Origin of the sequence: Azospirillum sp. A23, assembly GCF_042938965.1 — a bacterium.
Lineage (GTDB): Bacteria > Pseudomonadota > Alphaproteobacteria > Azospirillales > Azospirillaceae > Azospirillum > Azospirillum melinis.
Genome location: NZ_CP170664.1, coordinates 561,844 through 579,420 on the forward strand (window position 1 = coordinate 561,844; position 17,577 = coordinate 579,420).

The 17,577-nt window shown below is 72.6% G+C and carries 18 protein-coding genes; 6 read left to right on the plus strand and 12 right to left on the minus strand.

Annotated elements, in window-relative coordinates:
- Positions 1 to 22: 22 nt before the first annotated feature.
- The gene (locus tag ABNQ40_RS07980) at positions 23 to 793 is read right to left on the minus strand and encodes a cobalt-precorrin-6A reductase (protein WP_391346033.1); all 771 of its coding nucleotides are present in this window, start codon (positions 791 to 793) and stop codon (positions 23 to 25) included.
- A 7-nt stretch (positions 794 to 800) separates the two neighbouring features.
- Between ABNQ40_RS07980 and cbiE the strand changes: the two genes are divergently transcribed.
- The 3 genes from cbiE to cobM are packed head-to-tail and all read left to right on the plus strand — an operon-like array spanning position 801 to position 3,255.
- Entirely contained in the window at positions 801 to 2,039 is a 1,239-nt protein-coding gene (cbiE, locus tag ABNQ40_RS07985; RefSeq protein WP_109050392.1) for a precorrin-6y C5,15-methyltransferase (decarboxylating) subunit CbiE, read from the plus strand.
- On the plus strand, positions 2,027 to 2,485 hold the full coding sequence (locus tag ABNQ40_RS07990; RefSeq protein WP_109050391.1) for a cobalamin biosynthesis protein: 459 nt from the start codon (positions 2,027 to 2,029) through the stop codon (positions 2,483 to 2,485). Before cbiE ends, ABNQ40_RS07990 begins: the two co-directional genes overlap by 13 nt.
- The gene (cobM, locus tag ABNQ40_RS07995) at positions 2,482 to 3,255 is read left to right on the plus strand and encodes a precorrin-4 C(11)-methyltransferase (RefSeq protein WP_109050390.1); all 774 of its coding nucleotides are present in this window, start codon (positions 2,482 to 2,484) and stop codon (positions 3,253 to 3,255) included. The genes ABNQ40_RS07990 and cobM overlap by 4 nt, the downstream gene beginning before the upstream one ends.
- On the opposite strand, the gene ABNQ40_RS08000 is transcribed toward cobM, so the two are convergent.
- A complete protein-coding gene (locus tag ABNQ40_RS08000; protein ID WP_109050389.1) occupies positions 3,222 to 4,403 on the minus strand; it encodes a cobalt-precorrin-5B (C(1))-methyltransferase in 1,182 nt (393 codons plus the stop codon). The two genes, cobM and ABNQ40_RS08000, sit on opposite strands and share 34 nt — an antisense overlap.
- Between ABNQ40_RS08000 and cobA the strand changes: the two genes are divergently transcribed.
- The 3 genes from cobA to bluB are packed head-to-tail and all read left to right on the plus strand — an operon-like array spanning position 4,402 to position 7,182.
- Positions 4,402 to 5,217: a uroporphyrinogen-III C-methyltransferase gene (cobA, locus tag ABNQ40_RS08005; RefSeq protein ID WP_109050388.1), complete on the plus strand. Its 816-nt coding sequence runs from the start codon at positions 4,402 to 4,404 to the stop codon at positions 5,215 to 5,217. The two genes, ABNQ40_RS08000 and cobA, sit on opposite strands and share 2 nt — an antisense overlap.
- The gene (locus tag ABNQ40_RS08010) at positions 5,210 to 6,523 is read left to right on the plus strand and encodes a cobyrinate a,c-diamide synthase (protein WP_247879848.1); all 1,314 of its coding nucleotides are present in this window, start codon (positions 5,210 to 5,212) and stop codon (positions 6,521 to 6,523) included. Before cobA ends, ABNQ40_RS08010 begins: the two co-directional genes overlap by 8 nt.
- A 2-nt stretch (positions 6,524 to 6,525) precedes the next feature.
- Positions 6,526 to 7,182, plus strand: a complete 657-nt coding sequence (bluB, locus tag ABNQ40_RS08015; RefSeq protein ID WP_109050386.1) for a 5,6-dimethylbenzimidazole synthase — start codon at positions 6,526 to 6,528, stop codon at positions 7,180 to 7,182.
- Here bluB and ABNQ40_RS08020 read toward each other — a convergent pair.
- From ABNQ40_RS08020 to ABNQ40_RS08065, 10 genes are read right to left on the minus strand one after another with little or no spacing between them, the layout of a single operon-like run.
- The gene (locus ABNQ40_RS08020) at positions 7,154 to 7,393 is read right to left on the minus strand and encodes a hypothetical protein (protein ID WP_109050385.1); all 240 of its coding nucleotides are present in this window, start codon (positions 7,391 to 7,393) and stop codon (positions 7,154 to 7,156) included. The two genes, bluB and ABNQ40_RS08020, sit on opposite strands and share 29 nt — an antisense overlap.
- Positions 7,393 to 9,657: a chemotaxis protein CheA gene (locus ABNQ40_RS08025; protein WP_109050384.1), complete on the minus strand. Its 2,265-nt coding sequence runs from the start codon at positions 9,655 to 9,657 to the stop codon at positions 7,393 to 7,395. The genes ABNQ40_RS08020 and ABNQ40_RS08025 overlap by 1 nt, the downstream gene beginning before the upstream one ends.
- Positions 9,654 to 10,064, minus strand: coding sequence for a response regulator (locus ABNQ40_RS08030; RefSeq protein ID WP_391346040.1), 411 nt, complete (start codon positions 10,062 to 10,064; stop codon positions 9,654 to 9,656). The genes ABNQ40_RS08025 and ABNQ40_RS08030 overlap by 4 nt, the downstream gene beginning before the upstream one ends.
- Positions 10,061 to 10,939, minus strand: coding sequence for a CheR family methyltransferase (locus ABNQ40_RS08035; protein ID WP_391346041.1), 879 nt, complete (start codon positions 10,937 to 10,939; stop codon positions 10,061 to 10,063). Before ABNQ40_RS08035 ends, ABNQ40_RS08030 begins: the two co-directional genes overlap by 4 nt.
- Positions 10,940 to 10,944: 5 nt before the next feature.
- Complete coding sequence (locus ABNQ40_RS08040) at positions 10,945 to 11,568, minus strand: HEAT repeat domain-containing protein (RefSeq protein ID WP_391346044.1); 624 nt, start codon at positions 11,566 to 11,568, stop codon at positions 10,945 to 10,947.
- Positions 11,569 to 11,579: 11 nt separating this feature from the next.
- Positions 11,580 to 12,692, minus strand: a complete 1,113-nt coding sequence (cheB, locus tag ABNQ40_RS08045; protein ID WP_391346091.1) for a chemotaxis-specific protein-glutamate methyltransferase CheB — start codon at positions 12,690 to 12,692, stop codon at positions 11,580 to 11,582.
- A gap of 19 nt (positions 12,693 to 12,711) precedes the next feature.
- A complete protein-coding gene (locus tag ABNQ40_RS08050; RefSeq protein WP_391346093.1) occupies positions 12,712 to 14,412 on the minus strand; it encodes a chemotaxis protein CheW in 1,701 nt (566 codons plus the stop codon).
- Between the two features lie 5 nt (positions 14,413 to 14,417).
- Positions 14,418 to 16,394: a methyl-accepting chemotaxis protein gene (locus ABNQ40_RS08055; RefSeq protein WP_391346046.1), complete on the minus strand. Its 1,977-nt coding sequence runs from the start codon at positions 16,392 to 16,394 to the stop codon at positions 14,418 to 14,420.
- A gap of 40 nt (positions 16,395 to 16,434) precedes the next feature.
- Positions 16,435 to 17,067, minus strand: a complete 633-nt coding sequence (locus tag ABNQ40_RS08060) for a chemotaxis protein CheC (protein ID WP_109050377.1) — start codon at positions 17,065 to 17,067, stop codon at positions 16,435 to 16,437.
- 10 nt (positions 17,068 to 17,077) lie between these two features.
- Positions 17,078 to 17,473 (minus strand): response regulator, encoded by a 396-nt coding sequence (locus ABNQ40_RS08065; protein ID WP_109050376.1) that lies wholly within the window; start codon positions 17,471 to 17,473, stop codon positions 17,078 to 17,080.
- Positions 17,474 to 17,577: the final 104 nt, after the last annotated feature.

Below are 17,577 nucleotides of genomic sequence, written 5' to 3' on the forward strand. Positions count from 1 at the left end.
AGGATCCTCGGAAAGTCACGCCTTACATGCCTTCCAGCCACCCCACCGCGTCCTCCACGTCGTGCAGTTCCGCCACGCCGTTGCCGGTCGGCCGTTCCACCATCACCACCGGCAGGCCGAGCCGGCGTGCAGCCTCCAGCTTCGCGTCGGTGGCGCGTCCGCCGCTGTTCTTGCTGACGACCACCTCCACCCCCTGCCCGCGCATCAGCGCCAGTTCGCCCTCGACGGTGAACGGCCCGCGGTCGAGGATCAGGCTCATACGCGGCAGGGTCGGCATCGGCTCCGGCGGATCGACGGCACGGATCAGGTAGCGCTTGTCCGGCATCGCCTCGAAGGCCGCGACCTCCTGCCGGCCGATGGTCAGGAACACGGTGTCGCCCAGGCCGCGCAAGGCCAGCGCCGCAGCCGCCATGTCCGGCACGCCGATCCAGCGGTCGCCCGCCCCCGCCGCCCAGGCCGGCCGGGTCAGGAGACGCAGCGGCACGCCGACCCGCGCACAGGCCGCGGCGGCATTGGCGGAGATCTGGTCCGCGAAGGGATGGGTCGCATCGATCACCGCCCCGATGCCCTCGGCGCGCAGGTATTCGGCCAGCCCCTCCACCCCGCCGAAGCCGCCGATGCGAGTCGGCAGCGGCGGCAGCACCGGGTTTTTCGTGCGGCCGGCCAGCGACACACGGGCGTCGATGCGCGAATGGCCGGCGAGCCGCTTGGCCAGCGCCGTCGCCTCCGTCGTGCCGCCCAAAATCAGCGCCTTGACCAACTCCCCCTCCCCACCCGTCAGGATCGGTGCCATGGATAGCATGGGAACGGCCCGCTGGCTCAGCATCGTCGGCATCGGCGAGGATGGCTGGGACGGTTTGTCGCCTGCTGCCCGTGCGGCGGTGGAAAGCGCGGCCATCCTCCATGGCGGCAGCCGCCATCTCGATCTCGTGCCGGTCGTTGCGGGGCAGGAACGGCTGCCCTGGCCGTCGCCGATGACCGATGCCTTCCCCGGCCTGCTCGCCCGCCGCGGCCAGCGGGTCTGCGTGCTGGCGAGCGGCGATCCGTCCTGGTACGGGGTGGGCGCCACCCTGTCGCGACTCGTTCCGGCTACGGAAATAACGGTGATCCCGGCGGCTTCCGCCTTCAGCCTCGCCGCATCCCGGTTGGGCTGGCCGTTGCAGGACTGCAGCTGCCTGACCGTTCACGGCCGCCCTCTGGAGCAGGTCGTTCCGCATCTGCAACCGAATGCCAAGCTTCTGCTTCTTTCCTGGGACGGAACGACCCCGGCCAGGCTAGCCGCCCTGCTGCACGCCCGCGGCTTCGGCGCCTCGCGCCTGACGGTGCTGGAGGCGATGGGCGGCCCGCGCGAGGCCCGGCTGGAGGCCACCGCCGATGGCTGGACGACCGAGCGCACCGCCGACCTCAACACCATCGCGCTGGAGTGCGTCGCCGCCCCCGGCGCCCGCATCCTGCCGCTGGCGCCCGGCCTGCCCGACGACTGGTTCGAGCATGACGGCCAGATCACCAAGCGCGAGGTGCGCGCCGTCACCCTGTCCTTCCTGGCGCCGCGCCGCGGGGAGCTGCTGTGGGACGTCGGCGCCGGGTCGGGCTCGATCGGCATCGAATGGATGCTGCGCGATCCGGCCAACCGCGCCATCGCCGTCGACCATCACCCGGAGCGGATCGCCCGCATCCTGACCAACGCCGCCGCCTTCGGCGTACCCGGCCTGACGCTGGCGCGCGGCAAGGCGCCGGCCGCGCTGGAGGGTCTGGAGCGGCCGGACGCCGTCTTCATCGGCGGCGGGTTGACGGCGGATGGCCTGTTGGCCGCCTGTTGGGACGCCCTGACCCCAGGTGGCCGGATCGCCGCCAATGCGGTGACGCTGGAAAGCGAGGCCGTGCTGTTCGACGCGCACAAGCGGCTGGGCGGCGAGCTGACCCAGATTTCGGTGGCCCGCGCCGCGGCGGTCGGCGGCTTCCGCGGCTGGCGCGCGTCGATGCCGGTCACGCTGTGGCGAGCCGAAAAGCCTTATGGGGAGGGCGCATGGACCGCCTGACGCCCGATGCCCTGCTGTTCGGCCCGGTCTTTGTCGGGCTGGGCTGCCGCCGCGGCTGCGGTTGGGAGGAGATCGCCAATCTGGTCGCCGCCGCTTTCGACGAGGCGGCCCTGCCCGACGCCGCGCGCCAGCTGGCGGCGCTGGCCGCCCCGGCGATGAAGGCCGACGAGGCGGGGTTGGCCGAAGCGGCCCGCGCGCTCGGCCTGCCGCTGCGCTTCATCGATGAGGAGGCGATGCTGGCGGCGCAGGACCGCGTCCACACCCGCTCCTCCACCGTGCTGGCCGCGGTCGGGCTGGCCTCCGTCGCGGAAGCGGCCGCACTGGCCGCCGCCGGGCCGGGATCGCGCCTGCTGCTGCCGCGCCGCTCCACCCCCCGCGCCACCGTGGCGCTCGCCTTGCCTGCCGTCGCTCTCACGTCTGATGCATTCTTGGGGACCCGTTCATGACCGTCCATTTCATCGGTGCCGGACCGGGCGCTCCCGACCTGCTGACCCTGCGCGGCCGCGACCTGATCGCGCGCTGCCCGGTCTGCCTCTATGCCGGCTCGCTGGTGCCGAAGGAGATCATCGCCCATGCGCCGGCCGGCGCGCGGATCGTCGACACCGCGCCGCTGACGCTGGAGGAGATCGTCGCCGAGTTCCAGTCAGCTCATGCCGCCGGCCAGGACGTGGCGCGGCTGCATTCCGGCGACCTGTCGGTCTACAGCGCCTTGGGTGAGCAGACCCGCGCGCTGCGGGAGCTGGGCATCCCCTACACCATCACCCCCGGCGTGCCGGCCTTCGCCGCCGCATCGGCCGCGCTGGGGCGGGAACTGACCCTGCCGGAGGTCAGCCAGACGCTGATCCTGACCCGCACCGAGGGCCGCGCCTCGGCGATGCCGGCCAACGAGACGCTGGAGGTGCTGGGCGCCTCACGCGCGACGCTGGCGGTCCACCTGTCGATCCACGTCATCGACCGGGTGGTGGAGCGGCTGACCCCGCTCTACGGCGCCGACTGCCCGGCGGCGGTGGTCTACCGCGCCACTTGGCCGGACGAGCGGGTGCTGCGCGGCACGCTGGCCGACATCGCCGCGCAGGTCGCGGCCTCACCGATGGAACGGACCGCGCTGATCCTGGTCGGCCCGGCGCTGGGCCATGAGGAATTCCGGTGCAGCGCGCTCTATGACGGCAGCCATGTGCGGCGTTACCGGGGGCTGGGCCAGGAGTCGGGGGAGTGAGCCTCACCGACGATGCGCCCCTGGCGGTCGGTGACCAGCACCTCGACCGCGACCGGCGCGTCCTCCAGCACCTCCTGCGCGGCACGGCGCGCCAGCTCGGCCACATGGTCGGCCAGGGCCAAGCCGGCGGCGTCCGCCATGCCCAGCACCTGCACCGCGGTGTTGGCGCCGCGCGCCTGCGCAACCAGTTCCGGCCCGGCGCCGAGATCGGTAAGCCGGTCTGCAAGCCAGTCGAAATCGACAGCATGGCGCTTGCTGTGCAAATCCATCAGCCCGCGCGCCAGCTTGCCGAACTTGGCGAAGCCGCCGCACAGCGTCAGGCGGGGCACCGGGTGCCGGCGCAGGTACTTCAGCGTGCCGCCGACGAAATCGCCCATGTCGAGCAGAGCCTGTTCCGACAGGCCATAGCGCGCCACCACCGCCTTTTCCGACAGATCGCCGGTGCAGGCCGCGACATGGGCCAGCCCGGCCGCCCGCGCCACGTCGACTCCGCGCTGGATCGAGGCGATCCAGGCAGCGCAGGAATAGGGCACGACGATCCCCGTGGTTCCCAGGATCGACAGCCCGCCGAGGATGCCGAGCCGCCCGTTCATGGTGCGCTTGGCGAGCAGTTCGCCATTCTCCACCCCGACCTCGACCACCAGATCGGCCGGCTGGCCGGCGGCGGCGGCGGCCTCGCCCACCGCCTGCGCGATCATGCGGCGTGGCACCGGGTTGATCGCCGGCTCGCCGACGGCCAAGGGCAGGCCGGGCAGGGTCACGGTGCCGACGCCGGGACCGGCGCGGAAAGTCACGCCGCTGCCGGGCGCACCGCGCCACACCCGCGCCCGCACCAGCGCGCCATGGGTCACGTCGGGATCGTCGCCGGCATCCTTGATTATGCCGGCCGCGGCCCAGGGTCCGCCCAGGAGTTCGCCCGGCGAGCCGTCAGCCCCCTCGCCCCGTTCGGTCACCGCCAGGGCGAAGGCCGGGGTCTGGCCGCCAGGCAGGGTCACCGTCACCGGGTCGGGGAACTCCCCGCCGAACAGGGCATCCGCCGCCGCCCGCGCCGCGGCGGTCGCACAGGTTCCCGTCGTCCAGCCGCGGCGCAAGGGTGTAGCATCCTCCGCACCGCCTTCCGTCTTCTCCGAGCCCGAGTCCGCGTTCATGTCGTTTGAGTCGTCCATTCCCGAAAGCGTCCTGGTTCCCTTCGCCCCCGGCAGCGTCTGGCTGGCCGGGTCCGGCCCCGGCGACCCCGGCCTGCTGACCCTGCTGGCGCTGCAAGGTCTAAGGCAAGCCGACGTCATCGTCCATGACGCGCTCGTTAACGAACGGATCATGGCGCTCGCCAGCCCGTCGGCAAGGCTGGAGTTCGCCGGAAAGCGCGGCGGCCGCCCCTCCGCCCATCAGGACGACATCACCAACCGCCTGATCGAGCTGGCGAAGGAGGGGCACCGCGTCCTCCGCCTGAAGGGCGGCGACCCCTTCGTCTTCGGCCGCGGCGGCGAGGAGGCGCAGGCACTGGCGGCGCAGCGCATCCCCTTCCGCATCGTGCCCGGCATCACGTCCGGCATCGCCGGCCCGGCCTATGCCGGCATCCCGGCGACCCACCGCGACACCAACCAGGCGGTGATCCTGGCGACCGGCCATTCGCTGGGCGGCGGGCCGGACTGGCGGGCGCTGGCAGCCACCAAGGCGCCGCTGATCCTCTATATGGGCTGGAAGGCGCTACCGACCATCGCGGCGGAGCTGATGGCCGGCGGCCTGTCCGCCGACACCCCCGTCGGCGTGGTGACGGAGGCGACGACCGCCAACCAGAAGAGCCTCGTCACCAGCCTCGGCACCTGCGTCGCCGATCTGGCGGCGAGCGGGCTGGAGCCGCCGGCCATCATCGTGGTCGGCGAGGTGGTGCGGCTGCGCCCGGCGCTGGAATGGCTGCCGGCCCAGACGGCGCTTCAGCATGCCAGAGGGACAAATGACTAAGGGGATCATCATCGCGGCGCCGGCCTCCGGCACCGGCAAGACGACGCTGACGCTCGGCCTGCTGGCGGCGCTCCGCGCCCGCGGCGTGGCGGTGGGGGCGGTGAAGTCGGGGCCGGACTACATCGACCCGGCCTTCCACCGCGCCGCCACCGGCCGGCCCAGCGTCAATCTCGACAGCTGGGCGATGGGGCCGGATTTGCTGGATGGGCTGGCCGCCCGCGCCGCCGAGGGCGCCGATCTGCTGGTCTGCGAGGCGCTGATGGGCCTGTTCGACGGCGTCGCCGGCGTCGGGGCCACCGGCACCGGGTCGACGGCGGAAATCGCGGCGCGCACCGGCTGGCCGGTCCTGCTGGTGGTGAACGCCAAGGGTCAGTCGCAGTCGGCCGCCGCCTTGGTGAAGGGCTTCGCCACCTACCGCGACGACGTGACCATCGGCGGCGTCGTGCTGAACAATGTCGGCAGCCCGCGCCACACGTCCCTGGCCGGCACCGCCATCGAGGCGCTGGGCATCCCTCTGCTGGGTGCCCTGCCGCGCGCGCCGGACCTCAGCCTGCCCGAACGCCATCTCGGCCTCGTCCAGGCCGACGAGACGGAGGGGCTGTCCGACCGGCTGGCCGCCCTCGGCCGCTTCATCGCCGAGCATGTCGATCTCGACCGCACCCTCGCCCTGGCCAAGCCGTCCAAGGCCGGGCGCGGCAGCGACGCTCCGGCCTTGCCGCCGCCGGGCCAGCGCATCGCCATTGCGCGGGATGCCGCCTTCACCTTCGTCTATCCCCACCTGACCGCCGGCTGGCAGGCGGCGGGCGCGGAGCTGCGCTTCTTCTCCCCCCTGGCCGACGAGGCGCCGCCGCCGGACGCGGACGCCGTCTATCTGCCCGGCGGCTATCCGGAGTTGCATGCCGGCCGTCTCGCCGCCAACCGCCTCTTCCGCGACGGCCTGCGCGCGGCGGCGGAGCGGGTGCCGGTCTATGGCGAGTGCGGCGGCTACATGGTGATGGGCGAGACGCTGGAGGATGCCGACGGCGTCACCCACCCGATGACCGGGCTGCTGGGGGTGCGCACCTCCTTCGCCAAGCGGCGGCTGCATCTGGGTTATCGCCGGGCGTCGCTGCTGGCCGACGGACCGCTGGGACCGGCAGGATCGCCGCTGATGGGGCATGAGTTCCATTACGCCTCCACCCTGTCCCGCGGCGACGACGCCCCGCTGCTGCAGGCGACCGCGGCGGACGGCAGCGACCTGGGCGCGCTCGGCAGCCGGCGCGGGCGGGCGCTGGGCTCCTTCGTCCATCTGATCGCGCGGGGGTGACGATGGAGGAGGATTTCACAGCGGCGGAGCGTGACGCGCTCTACAAGGCGATCTTTTCCCGCCGCGACGTGCGCGGGCAGTTCCGCCCCGACCCGGTTCCGGACGAGGTGTTGACCCGCATCCTGCTGGCCGCCCACCATGCGCCCTCGGTCGGCTTCATGCAGCCCTGGAATTTCATCGTCGTCACCGATCCGCAGGTGAAGTCCCGCATCCACGCCGATTTCGCCCGCGCCAACGAGGAGGCGGAGGCGATGTTCGACGGCGAGCGACGCAGCCTCTACAGCCGCCTGAAGCTGGAGGGCATCCGCGAGGCGCCGGTGAACCTGTGCATCACCTGCGACCGCGAGCGCTCCGGCCCGGTGGTGCTGGGCCGCACCCACATGCCGGCGATGGACCTCTACAGCTGCGTCTGCGCCGTCCAGAATCTGTGGCTGGCCGCCAGGGCGGAAGGGCTCGGGGTCGGCTGGGTCAGCATCCTGCACGAGGAGGCGCTGAGGGAAGCGCTCGGCATCCCGGAGCGGATCGTGCCGATCGCCTATCTCTGCCTCGGCCACGTCACCCATTTCGAAGCGACGCCGGAGTTGGAAACCAAGGGCTGGCGCAAGCGCCTGCCCTTGGAAGAACTGGTGTTCAGGGACCGGTGGCAGGGAGGGAGATGACGCGCGCCAGAAACGCGTCCTCCGGCCCCGCCGTCATCGTCGGCCGCGCCGCCAGCAACAGTTGCAGCAGTGCGGTGTGCAGATCGGTGCAGGCCGACAGATCGACGCGCGGCGCCGCCGTCGCCTCCAGCCATTCGGCGAGCGGCAGGGCGTCCTCGACGGTGCAGGCGGCCTCGAAGCGGGCGAGGTCGGCGTCATAACGGATCGGCATCACAACAGCTCCCGCAGATCGAGCACCAGGATCAGCCGGCCGTCGCCCAGCACCGCCGTGCCGGCATAGCCACGCAGCCCCCGCAGAACCCCGGTCATCGGCCGCAGCACCACGTCGGCGCGCTCGCCGACATCGTCCACCGCCACGGCGACCGGCCCGTCGCTCAGTTCGGCAAGCACGACGCAGTCGGCCCCGCCCCCGCGCCCGTGCCCGCCCCCGTCGTCGGGGGGCTGGCCCAGCAGGCGGCGCAGGCGGACCAGCGGCACCACCCGGTCGCGCAGCACGATGCTTTCCGCCCGCTTCACCCCGCGGATCTCTGCCCGCGGGATCCGCTGGACGCCACCGACCACCACCACCGGGATGCCATAGAAGGATCCCGCCGCCTCCACCACCACGACCCGGGTGATGCTGAGCGTCAGCGGCAGCGACAGCCGCACCCGCGTGCCGCTGCCGGGGGTCGAGGCGATCTCCACCCGGCCGCCGGCCCGTTCCACCGCCGCGCGCACCGCATCCATGCCGACCCCGCGGCCCGACAGGTCGGACACGCTGCCGGCGGTGCTGAAGCCCGGAGCGAAGACCAGCCGCACAGCCTCGTCGTCGCCGAGCGCCGCGGCGGCATCCGGGGCGAGCAGCCCCTTGGCGACGGCGGCTTTGCGCATCGCCGCCGGGTCGATGCCGGCGCCGTCGTCCGACACCTCCACCACCACCCCACCCTTGTCCTGGAAGGCATGGACCCGCAAGGTGCCGCCCGGCGGCTTGCCCGAGGCGGCACGGCGCTCCGGCGCCTCGATGCCATGGTCGATCGCGTTGCGCACCAGATGCAACAATGGCTCGCCCAGCACGTCGAGGATGTCCTTGTCGGCCTCCGTCTCCGCCCCGTCCAGCACCAGCTCGACCGTCTTGTCCAGCCGGCGGGCGGTGTCGCGCACCAGCCGGGGCAGCGGATCGAACACGCGGGCGAGCGGCAGCAGCCGCAGGCGCAGCGCCGCATGGCGCAGGTCGCCGACCAGACTGTCCAGCCGGGCGGAGAACGCCTTCATGTCGCGCGCCAGTTCGCCGTCCCCGACGCGGCGGACCAGCGGCCCCAACTGCCCCTTCACCACCGACAGCTCGCCGACCAGCGCCATCAGCGCGTCCATCCGCTCAGGCTCGACCCGCAGGGCGCGGCGCGGGGAGGCAGACCGCGCCTCGGCCACGGCGGGCTTTTCCGGAGGACCGTTTTCCGGAGGCCCCTTTTCCAGAAGGTCGGCGGCCAGGAAGCGGCGCAACGTCCCGGCATCGGCACAGGCGGCCGCCACGACGGCCCGGTCGGCCGGTCGGCCCAGCGCGGTCAGGATCGCGGCGACCGCACGCGCCACCGCGGCGCCGCGCGCCTCGCGTTCGGCAGCACTGCCGGGCAGGTCGAGAATGCGCGCCTGCTCCTCCAGCATCGCCGCCGCCAGCGAGCCCGGCGGCGCCATGGCGATCGGCTTGGCGGGAGGCTGTGCCATGGCGGTCGCCGCAGCGGACGCCGCAGCAGGCATCAGCGTGACGCTGCCGATCCGCACCTGATCGGGAACGCTGCGGAAGGCCGGCGTCACCGCCTCCACCCCGGCGCCGCTCAACGCGCGGAAACGCAGCATGCAGCGGTAGGGGTCCATCTGCGCCAAGGCCGGCAGCGGTTCCGCCGGTTCGATCCGGAGCCACCGCAGGTCGGGGACCCGCCGGAACAGGGCCAGCGGATCGTCGCCGGTAAAGAAGCATTCCGGATCGGGCCTGTAGTCGATGGCGGTCAGCACGGCGCCGGCCATCCCCACCCCATCCCGGTCCTCGCGGGCCAGCGCCGCCACCCAGGGGAAGGCGTCCGTCTCCCCGGCGGCCTCTCCGCCACCGGCCGCCCCCTCCGCAGACACCCCGGACAGCCCGCGGACCAGGGTGTCCGCCGCCTGTGCCGCGTCGGCGGGCAGGGCGCCGGTGTCCTCCAGCGCCGCCACCCAGCGGGCGCACTGGTCGAGCGCACGGAACAGCCGGTCGGCCAACTCCGGCGTCATGCTGCGCCGGCCGTCGCGCAGCAGCGACAGCGTGTCCTCCCCGGCATGGACCAGCCGGGTGAAGGGCGCCATGTCGAACAGGCCACTCGCCCCCTTCAGCGTGTGGAAGGCGCGGAACAGCTCGTCCACCGACGCGCGGTCGGCGGGATCGCGCTCCAGCGCCAGAAGCGCGCCGCCGGCCGTCTCCAGCAGCTCCTGCGCCTCGACGACGAACTGGTCGAACAGCTCGCTCATGGCGCGCCCTCCGTGGTGAGAGGCTGCCCGGTCAGCAGCCGCGCCGCCTCCACCAGCACCTCCGGCCGCGGCGGTTTGACGATGTACCAGTTGGCGCCGGCCAGCAGGGCCTGCTCGCGGTCGCTGTCTTTCGCTTCGGTGCTGATCATGATGGCGGGCACGTCGCGCAGCGCCGGATCGCGGCGCAGGACGCGCAGCATGGTGTAGCCGTCCATCTTGCGCATGTTGACGTCGACGATCACCAGATCGGGCGGGACGGCCATGGCGCGCTCCAGCCCCTCGATGCCGTTCACCGCCTCGTCCACCACGAAGCCGGCACCCTCCAGCACCCGGCGGCTGAAGGCGCGGACGGTCACGGCGTCGTCCACCACAAGGACGCGCGGCCCGCCGGTATCCTTTGCGCTCATGCGGCACCCCCGTCGACCGGCTTCTGGTAGAGGATGGCGTCGGGGAAGCGGCGCGGCACGAACAGCGAGGACATGCGGCTCATGCTTTCCGAATGGCCAAGACAGACGAAGCCGCCCGGCGCCAGGGCATCGTGGAACATGCTCGCCGTCTCCCGTCGGCCAAGATCGTCGAAATAGATCAGCAGGTTGCGGCAAAAGATCACGTCGATCCCGCGAAAATCCCGCACCTGCTGCGGGTCGGTGAGGTTGACCAGAGAGAAATCGACCGAGTCCCGCAAATCCTCGACGATCCGCCAGCGCGGTCCCCAATCCTCGGCCGCCCCGCGCAGGGGCTGGAAATATTTGGCGCGCAGATGCGCCGGCAACCCCTGCAGGGCGCGCTCGTCATAGATGCCCGCGCGCGCGCGTTCCAGCACCGCGCTGTCGATGTCCGAGGCCAGCAGCTCGATCTCGTAATCGTCCACCCGGCTCCAGTTCTCCAGCAGCATGATGGCGATGGAATAGGGCTCCTCCCCGGTGGCGCAGCCGGCCGACCAGATGCGCAGCCGCGAGCCCTTCGGCCGCCCCCGCACCAGCTCGTCGAGGACGGAATTCACCAGACAGTCGAACTGGTACTTCTCGCGGAAGAAATAGGTCTCGTTCACCGTCATCAGGTTGACGAGCCGCTGAAGCTCCTCCCCCGACGCCTGGAAGCGCAGCAGGTTCATGTAGGCGCGCAGATCCGTCGCCCCGACCGCCTGCATGCGGGCGGCAACGCGGCGGTCGACGAAATAGCGCTTGGCCTCGGTGAAGGACAGGCCGGTGCGCTCCCGCAGGAAGCCGCACAGGGCCGCATAATCCTCCGGCGACAGGCCTTGCGGGTCGGTTTCGCTCACTCCGTTCACCGTCCGCGGAAGCTGGAACGCGCGGCATCGACGGCGAAGGCGACGAAGGCGTCGTCGGGGAAGCGGCGGGCCAGCGTCTCCAGGCTGGACAGCGCTTCCGGACTGCCGGCCTCGGCCAGCGCCTCCACCGCGGCGAGGCCGACATTCACGTCGCGATCGCGCTCCATCACCCGCGCCAGCCACTCGGCACGGTCCGGATGGACAAGGCTTCCCAGCCCCTGCACCGCGAAGATGCGCAGGTCGGCATCGGCATGGTCGAGCAGCGGCAGCAGCGCCGGGGCGGCGATCTCCGCCGGCATCTGCTGCAGGCTTTCCAGCGCCGCATTGCGCAAGGCCGCATCCTCGCGGTCGAGGAACGGGATGATGGCCGCCGCCGCCGCGGGGCTGGCGATGCGGGCCAGCGCCGTCAGGATGGCCTCGCGCACGCCGGCGTCGCCCTCCGCCTGAAGCCGGTGGGCGAGCGCCGCTTCGGCACCCGGCGGCGGGCTGTGGCCCAGCCCATGGGCGGCATCGCGACGGACCGCGGCGTCGGCATCCTCCAGCGCGGCCAGCGGATCGCGCGCAACCCCGGAGTCCGCCAGGGGAGCCTGCGGAGCGGCTTTTTTCTTCACAAGTCCCATGGCGTCACTCCCTAGTCCGTCCTGCCCGGCGCGGGTCCGGCCCGCCGCACGGCGGGTGACAGCCAGCGGGTCAGCTGGCCGGCGATCCGGTCCGACGGCAGGACGACGCCGGCACCGCCGCGCCGGATCAGCTCCTGCGGCATGCCGAAGACCACGGCGCTGTCCTCCGATTCCGCGATGGTGCGGCCGCCGCGGGCGTGCAGCTCGGCCATGGACGCCGCCCCGTCATTGCCCATGCCGGTCAGCAGCACCCCGACCAGCCGGTCCGGCGGCAGCAGCCGCATGGCGCTGGTCACCAGCCGGTCGGCGTTGGGGTGCCAGGGCTTGTCGGGCGAGGCCGGCACGCAGACCGCCTGCAACCGCCCGCCGCGCCGCGCCAACTCCACGTCGGCGCCGCCGCGGGCGATGCAGATCATGCCCGGCTCCAGCACCGTCGCCCGCTCCACCTCCACCACGCTCAGCGCGCACATCTCGTCCAGCCGCCGCGCCAGCGTCGCGGTGAAGGCGACCGGCATATGCTGCGCCACCACCACCGGCCAGGGGAAGCCGGCCGGCAGCAGCGGCAGGATGTCCTCCAGCGTGCTGGGCCCGCCCGTGGACACGCCGACCAGCACCACGCCCTCGACCTCCCCATCCACCGCCACGGAGGGCGGCGCCGGCGGTGCGGGCGCCACGAAATCCTCGCCCACGATGCGGGCGCGGGCCAGCCGCAGCCGTTCGCGCAGGCCGTGCACCCGGCGCGGGCGGGAGGATGCGGCGGCGCGCACCGTCTCCACCAACTCCTCGCCGATGCGGCCGATGGAGCCGGCGGCAGGCTTCTGCACCGCCTCCACCGCTCCCAGCCGCAGCGCCTCCAGCGTCTCCCCCGCCCCCGCCCCGGTGAGGGCGGAGACCATGACGACCGGCTTGGGATGCTCCACCATGATGCGGGCAAGGCAGGTCAGCCCGTCCATGCCGGGCATGGTGATGTCCAGCGTCACCACATCCGGATCGACCTCCGGCAGGCGCGCCAGCGCCTCCTCCCCCGTCGCCGCGGTCTCCACCCGGAAACCGGCCTCGACCAGCAGATCCGCGATACGCCGGCGCATCAGCGCGGAATCGTCCACCACCAGAACCGTCAGCACGCCGTCCCCCATCCGTCCGTCACCGCGGGGTAACGGGCAGCTCCGCCAGTCGGTCCATGTCGAGCAGGCTGTCCGCATCCATCAGCAGGATCAGGCGGGCGGCGCCGGCCGCATCCCCGGCCACATCCAGCGACGCCACCCGGCGGATCAGCCGGCGCTGCGCCGCCGACACCACCGGGGCCGGACCGATGCGCTCCACCGGGACGGTCAGCAGGCCGGACAGCCCGTCGACCAGCAGCCCGACCAGCAGCCCGTCGCGCCCGACCACCACCACGCGCCCGCGCTCCAGCCCGGCAGGCCCGGTCGCGGAAAGCCCGCTTCTAGAGTCGGCAGCCGGCAGCTTGAGCAGCCGGCGCTGGTCGATCAGCGGCAACACCTCGCCGCGCAGGGTCAGCACGCCGGCGACGAAGTCGGGCGCATTGGGCAGCGGCGTGATGCCGTCGGGCCGGCGCAGCACCTCGCGCACGGCGGAGACCGGCAGGCCATATTCCGCCCCGGCAAGGCGGAAGACGACGAAGCGTTCCCCCGCGCCGCCGGTCCCATCGGGACCGTCCGCAGGCCGTACCGGTTCCATCCCGTCCCCCTGTCCGCCCACTTCCGCAGCGCCGGCCTCTGCGCCGCCCTCTGCGCCGATTGCCGCGCCATGGCGGAACAGCCGCTCCGCCGACAGCACCGACACCAGCCGCCGGCCGCCGCCGGCCGCACCATCCGCCCCGCCATCGGCTCTGGCGATGCCGTCCAGATCCTCGAATTCCGGCTCGCGGGCGAGCAGCGGCGGCACCGGGTCGATCAGCGCCGGGTCGATCCGCAGGATCTCGCGCACCTCGTCCACCAGCACGCCGACCGGCGCCTGCCCACCTCCGGAGCGCACCACGACGACGCGGCGCCCGGCCGCCAATCCGCTGGATTCATGCCCGCCGGCCTCCTCCAGCCCGAACAGGGCGCGCAATCCCACCAGCGGCAGCAGCCGGTCGCGCACCGCCATCACGCCCAGCAGATGTGCCTTCGACCGCGCCATGCGGGTGACCTCGCGCGGGGCCGGCAGAACCTCGCGCACCCGGTCCACCGGCAGGGCGAATTCCTGTCCCGCGACTTCGAAGACCAGCAGGGCCTGGCGGTCGATCCCTGCTTTGGAACCGCCCACGGCACCGGTTCCGCCGGCCGGCACGGGACCGAAGCCGGCAGTTGCCGAGGCCGAGCCCCGGTCCGTCCGCTCCATCTCCGCCGGATCGCCGAACTGGCGGTCGATCAGCGCATCCAGCTTCAGGATGGTGGCCGGGCCGTCGCGCAGCAGGCCGTCCAGCATGGCGGGGTCGAGCCCGCCCTCCTCCTGCGTCACCGGATCGATGCGGTCGGGGTTGCTGCGCAGGATGCCGGCCATCGCATCCACCCGCAGACCCACCGTCTGGCCGCCCGTCTGGCCGCCCATTTGGCTGCGATGCCCGACCAGCACCACCCGCGTCTCTCGCGTCGGCACCGCGCCGCCCGGCCTGCCCAGCGCCCCGGCGAGGTCCAGCACCGGCACCGCGTCGCCATGCCAGTGCGCCAGCCCGTCCAGGCTGGACGGCCCCAGCGGGATGCGCACCAGCTCCGGCAGCCGGATCACCGCGCGGACCGCCGGCAGCGGCAGGGCGAGGCGCAGGTCGGCGACCGTCACCGTGACGAAGTCGAGAACGCCGTCCGTCTCTCCGCCCGCCTCCCGGGGCGCCTTCCCGGCCACGGCGGTCAAGCCGCGCCCAGCAGGCTGTCGGCCATCGCCGCGATCTCCTCGATCGCCGACGCCAGTTCCTCGGCCCCCTTCGCCTGCTCGCGCGCGGCCTTGGCCGCTTCGGTGCCGGCGAGGTTCGCGGCGGCGGCGGCGGTGGCCACCTGCTCCACCCCCACGCGGGTCTCGCGGAGCGCGCCGGTCGTCTCGGTGGCGGCTTCCAGGATTTCACGGCTGCCGGCGGTGACCACCCGCAGCTCCTGCGCGCTGGCGGTCAGGGTGACGCCGAAGGCGCGGTGGCGCGCGATCTCCGTCACCGCGGTGGCCGACACCTCGTCCACGTCGCGGCGAACCCGCAGCATCTGGTCCTGGATGTCGCGGACGATGTCCTTCACCCGCTCCGCACTGTCGGCGCTGTCGCCGGCCAGCTTGCGGATGTCGCCGCTGACCACGGTGAAACCGCGGCCGAACTCGCCTGCCCGCGCCGCCTCGATGGAGCCGCTGACCGCCAGCATGCCGGTCTGGATGGCGACGGTGGCGATGGCGTCCACCACCTTGTCGATGCGCCGGCCGATCCGGTCCAGCGCGTCCAGCCGGTCCCCTGCCCGGCGGGAGGACTCCACCGCCTCCAGCATGCCGTCGGCAAGCCGGCCGATGGTGTCCCGCGTCTCGCCCAGCAGCGCTTCCATCGAACCGCAGCGTTCCACCGAGTCTCCGGCCCGCCCGGCGGCCAGCGTCGCCGCGGCGTCGATCTCCGAGATCGCCGAAGCCAGCTGGTGGGTGGCGGCGCTCTGGGAGCGCGCCCCGCCGGAGATCTGGCCGATGGCGGTCATGATCTGCGCCGCACCCCGATTGATCTCCTCGATGGCGGCCGAAAGCTCCTCCGCGGCAGACGCCAGTTCGTCGGCGGTGGCGGCGAGGTCGGCGGTGCCCTCCAGATCCTCGGCAATTTCCGACAGTTGGCCGGCCGCGCGCTGGCTCTGGTTGAGGGCGAGCGCCTGCTCGCCCGCGGTCCTCAGCGCCTCCTCGGCGGCGGCGGACTGTTCCTCGGCGCTGGCGGCGATGGTCTCCGCCCCGCGCAGGGCCTCGCGCGCCGCCTGATCGGCCTCGACCGCAGCGCGGATCGTCTCCTGCGCACCCTGGACCAGGGTCGACATGTCCGACCGCACGCCTTCCAGCTGCTCGACGATCCTGCGGCCGCGCTCCACTTCCGCCTTGGCCGCATCCGACGAGGCGACGATGCCGGCGGCGATGGCGGCCACCGCATCCTGGATTTCCCTGACCATCGACTGGATGTCGTTGGCGCTGCGCTCCGACCGTTCGGCCAGCGCCTGCACCTCGTCGGCGACGACGGCGAAGCCCTTGCCGGCTTCCCCGGCGCGGGCCGCCTCGATGGCGGCGTTCAGCGCCAGCAGGTTGGTCTGGTCGGCGATGGCGGCGACGCTCTGCACGATGGTGCCGATCTCGCGGGCCTGGGCCTCCAGGTCGCGGACCAGACGCACCGAGGCTTCCTGCCGTTCGGCAGCGCGGACGATGCCCTCGATGGAGGACAGGATCTGGCCGCTGACGTCCTTCAGCGTCGCCTGCAACGCCTCGACCCGCAGCACCGCCTGTTCCGCCGTGCTGCGCGAGCGGGTCAGCAGTTCCGACGCACGGCCGATCATGCGCTGCGACTGCTGGGTGGCGCCGGCCGACTGCTCGGCTCCGGCGGCGATCTGCTCCATCGCCCGGCGCAGTTCCTCCGCCGCCGACGCCGCCTGGCTGATGCCGCTGGCCAGTTCGGTCGAGGCGGCGGCGATGCCGGTGGCAGCCTGCCGACGGCGCGAATCGGCGCGCGCCCGGCGGCGCTGCGGCACGCTCGCAGTGGCGGCGGCCGGCGCAGACTCGGCAGCGGAGACGGGAGCGGAGCGGTCCGGACCCTCGTCGGCGGCATTGGCGCCGGGCTTGGTCCGGTCGTTACGCGCCGTGTCGATCTTGGTCTTCTTGATGAGTGCCATCGTCCTTACCCGTTTTTCCGGCCGGTTGTTCTTGTTGCCGTCACGCCACCAGCCGCCCGATATAGCGGCCGAGCGTCGCCTGGAGCGCGCCTGCCGAGCCGGCGTCGAGCAGCAGGACCATCCGCCCGCCGACCACGACACCTTCGCCGCCCGGCAGGCTGGTGCGCAGATCGATGTGGAACAGCACCGCGGCCCCCTCCGCCGTCGGAACCGTTCCCGAACAGCCCCGCAGCACCTCAGCCGCATCGCCGCGGAACACCGCCGGCAGGCCGGTCTCCACCGGTTCGCCCAGCAGGTTGGCGACCAGCGCCAGCGCGCTGTTGAGGACGACGTTGCCCAGCTCCGCCAGCACCTCGTCCTCCAGCTCCGGCACCTCCTCGACGGGGACGTCGGGCGGCAGGGCGGCGCGCACCAGCGCCATGCTGCCGGCCTGGGGGAAGACCAGCAGGGCGCAGCCCGCGAACAGGCCGCCCAGCGTTTCGGAGATGCCGACCAGCGGCGGCGTCAGCGCCCGGTCCAGCAGCTCGGCCACCGTGTCGGGCGGCACCATGTCCACCGTCGGGACCGACAGGGTCACCAGCCCGCCCAGCATGCGGCCGAGCGCCGTCGATGCCCGGCCGATGCCGATGTTGCCCAGTTCGGCCAGGGCGTCGCGCTCCAGATCGCTCAGCATGGGGATGCGGTCACTCCTGCTGCGGCTGTGTGGGGCGGCGCAGCGGCAGGGCGGTGGAGTTCAGGAAGCGGACGACCTGCTCCTCCTCCAGCGGCTTGGGCATGAAGGCGGCGCCGACGCCGCGGATGCCGGACACCACCGCGTCCTGGGCGTTGGCGGTGATGATGGCGATGTGGATGCCCGGATGGCTCTGGCGCAGCTTGGCCGCGGTCTCCACGCCGTTGTCGCCGGGCATGTTGTAATCGATGATCGCAACATCGACCGGCGTGTCCTGCAACGTCGTGAAGAGTTCGCCGCCGTTCGCGGCCTCGACCACTGTCCAGTCCGGCTTGTTGCGCAAGACCATGGCCCGCACATGCATGCGCGAAAGCTTGCTGTCATCGACAATGATTGCAGTCTTACTCAAGATATACGCCTTTTGGATGGAGATCGGCCAAGAAAGCCTAGCCTGGACCGAATTGAGCGCAAGTATACAGAATGAAATGTGCCGCGCCAGTCCCCTTGAATGTT

Excerpts from the sequence above, each read along its gene's own strand:
- ABNQ40_RS07990 (WP_109050391.1), top strand. The coding sequence starts at position 2,027 with ATGGACCGCCTGACGCCCGATGCCCTGCTGTTCGGCCCGGTCTTTGTC.
- cobM (WP_109050390.1), top strand. The coding sequence starts at position 2,482 with ATGACCGTCCATTTCATCGGTGCCGGACCGGGCGCTCCCGACCTGCTG.
- ABNQ40_RS08020 (WP_109050385.1), bottom strand. The coding sequence starts at position 7,393 with ATGCCGATCCGTTATGACGCCGACCTCGCCCGCTTCGAGGCCGCCTGC.
- cbiE (WP_109050392.1), top strand. The coding sequence starts at position 801 with ATGGGAACGGCCCGCTGGCTCAGCATCGTCGGCATCGGCGAGGATGGC.
- ABNQ40_RS08030 (WP_391346040.1), bottom strand. The coding sequence starts at position 10,064 with ATGAGCGCAAAGGATACCGGCGGGCCGCGCGTCCTTGTGGTGGACGAC.
- ABNQ40_RS08040 (WP_391346044.1), bottom strand. The coding sequence starts at position 11,568 with ATGGGACTTGTGAAGAAAAAAGCCGCTCCGCAGGCTCCCCTGGCGGAC.
- ABNQ40_RS07980 (WP_391346033.1), bottom strand. The coding sequence starts at position 793 with ATGGCACCGATCCTGACGGGTGGGGAGGGGGAGTTGGTCAAGGCGCTG.
- ABNQ40_RS08025 (WP_109050384.1), bottom strand. The coding sequence starts at position 9,657 with ATGAGCGAGCTGTTCGACCAGTTCGTCGTCGAGGCGCAGGAGCTGCTG.
- ABNQ40_RS08000 (WP_109050389.1), bottom strand. The coding sequence starts at position 4,403 with ATGAACGCGGACTCGGGCTCGGAGAAGACGGAAGGCGGTGCGGAGGAT.
- ABNQ40_RS08010 (WP_247879848.1), top strand. The coding sequence starts at position 5,210 with ATGACTAAGGGGATCATCATCGCGGCGCCGGCCTCCGGCACCGGCAAG.
- ABNQ40_RS08055 (WP_391346046.1), bottom strand. The coding sequence starts at position 16,394 with ATGGCACTCATCAAGAAGACCAAGATCGACACGGCGCGTAACGACCGG.
- cobA (WP_109050388.1), top strand. The coding sequence starts at position 4,402 with ATGTCGTTTGAGTCGTCCATTCCCGAAAGCGTCCTGGTTCCCTTCGCC.
- ABNQ40_RS08060 (WP_109050377.1), bottom strand. The coding sequence starts at position 17,067 with ATGCTGAGCGATCTGGAGCGCGACGCCCTGGCCGAACTGGGCAACATC.
- bluB (WP_109050386.1), top strand. The coding sequence starts at position 6,526 with ATGGAGGAGGATTTCACAGCGGCGGAGCGTGACGCGCTCTACAAGGCG.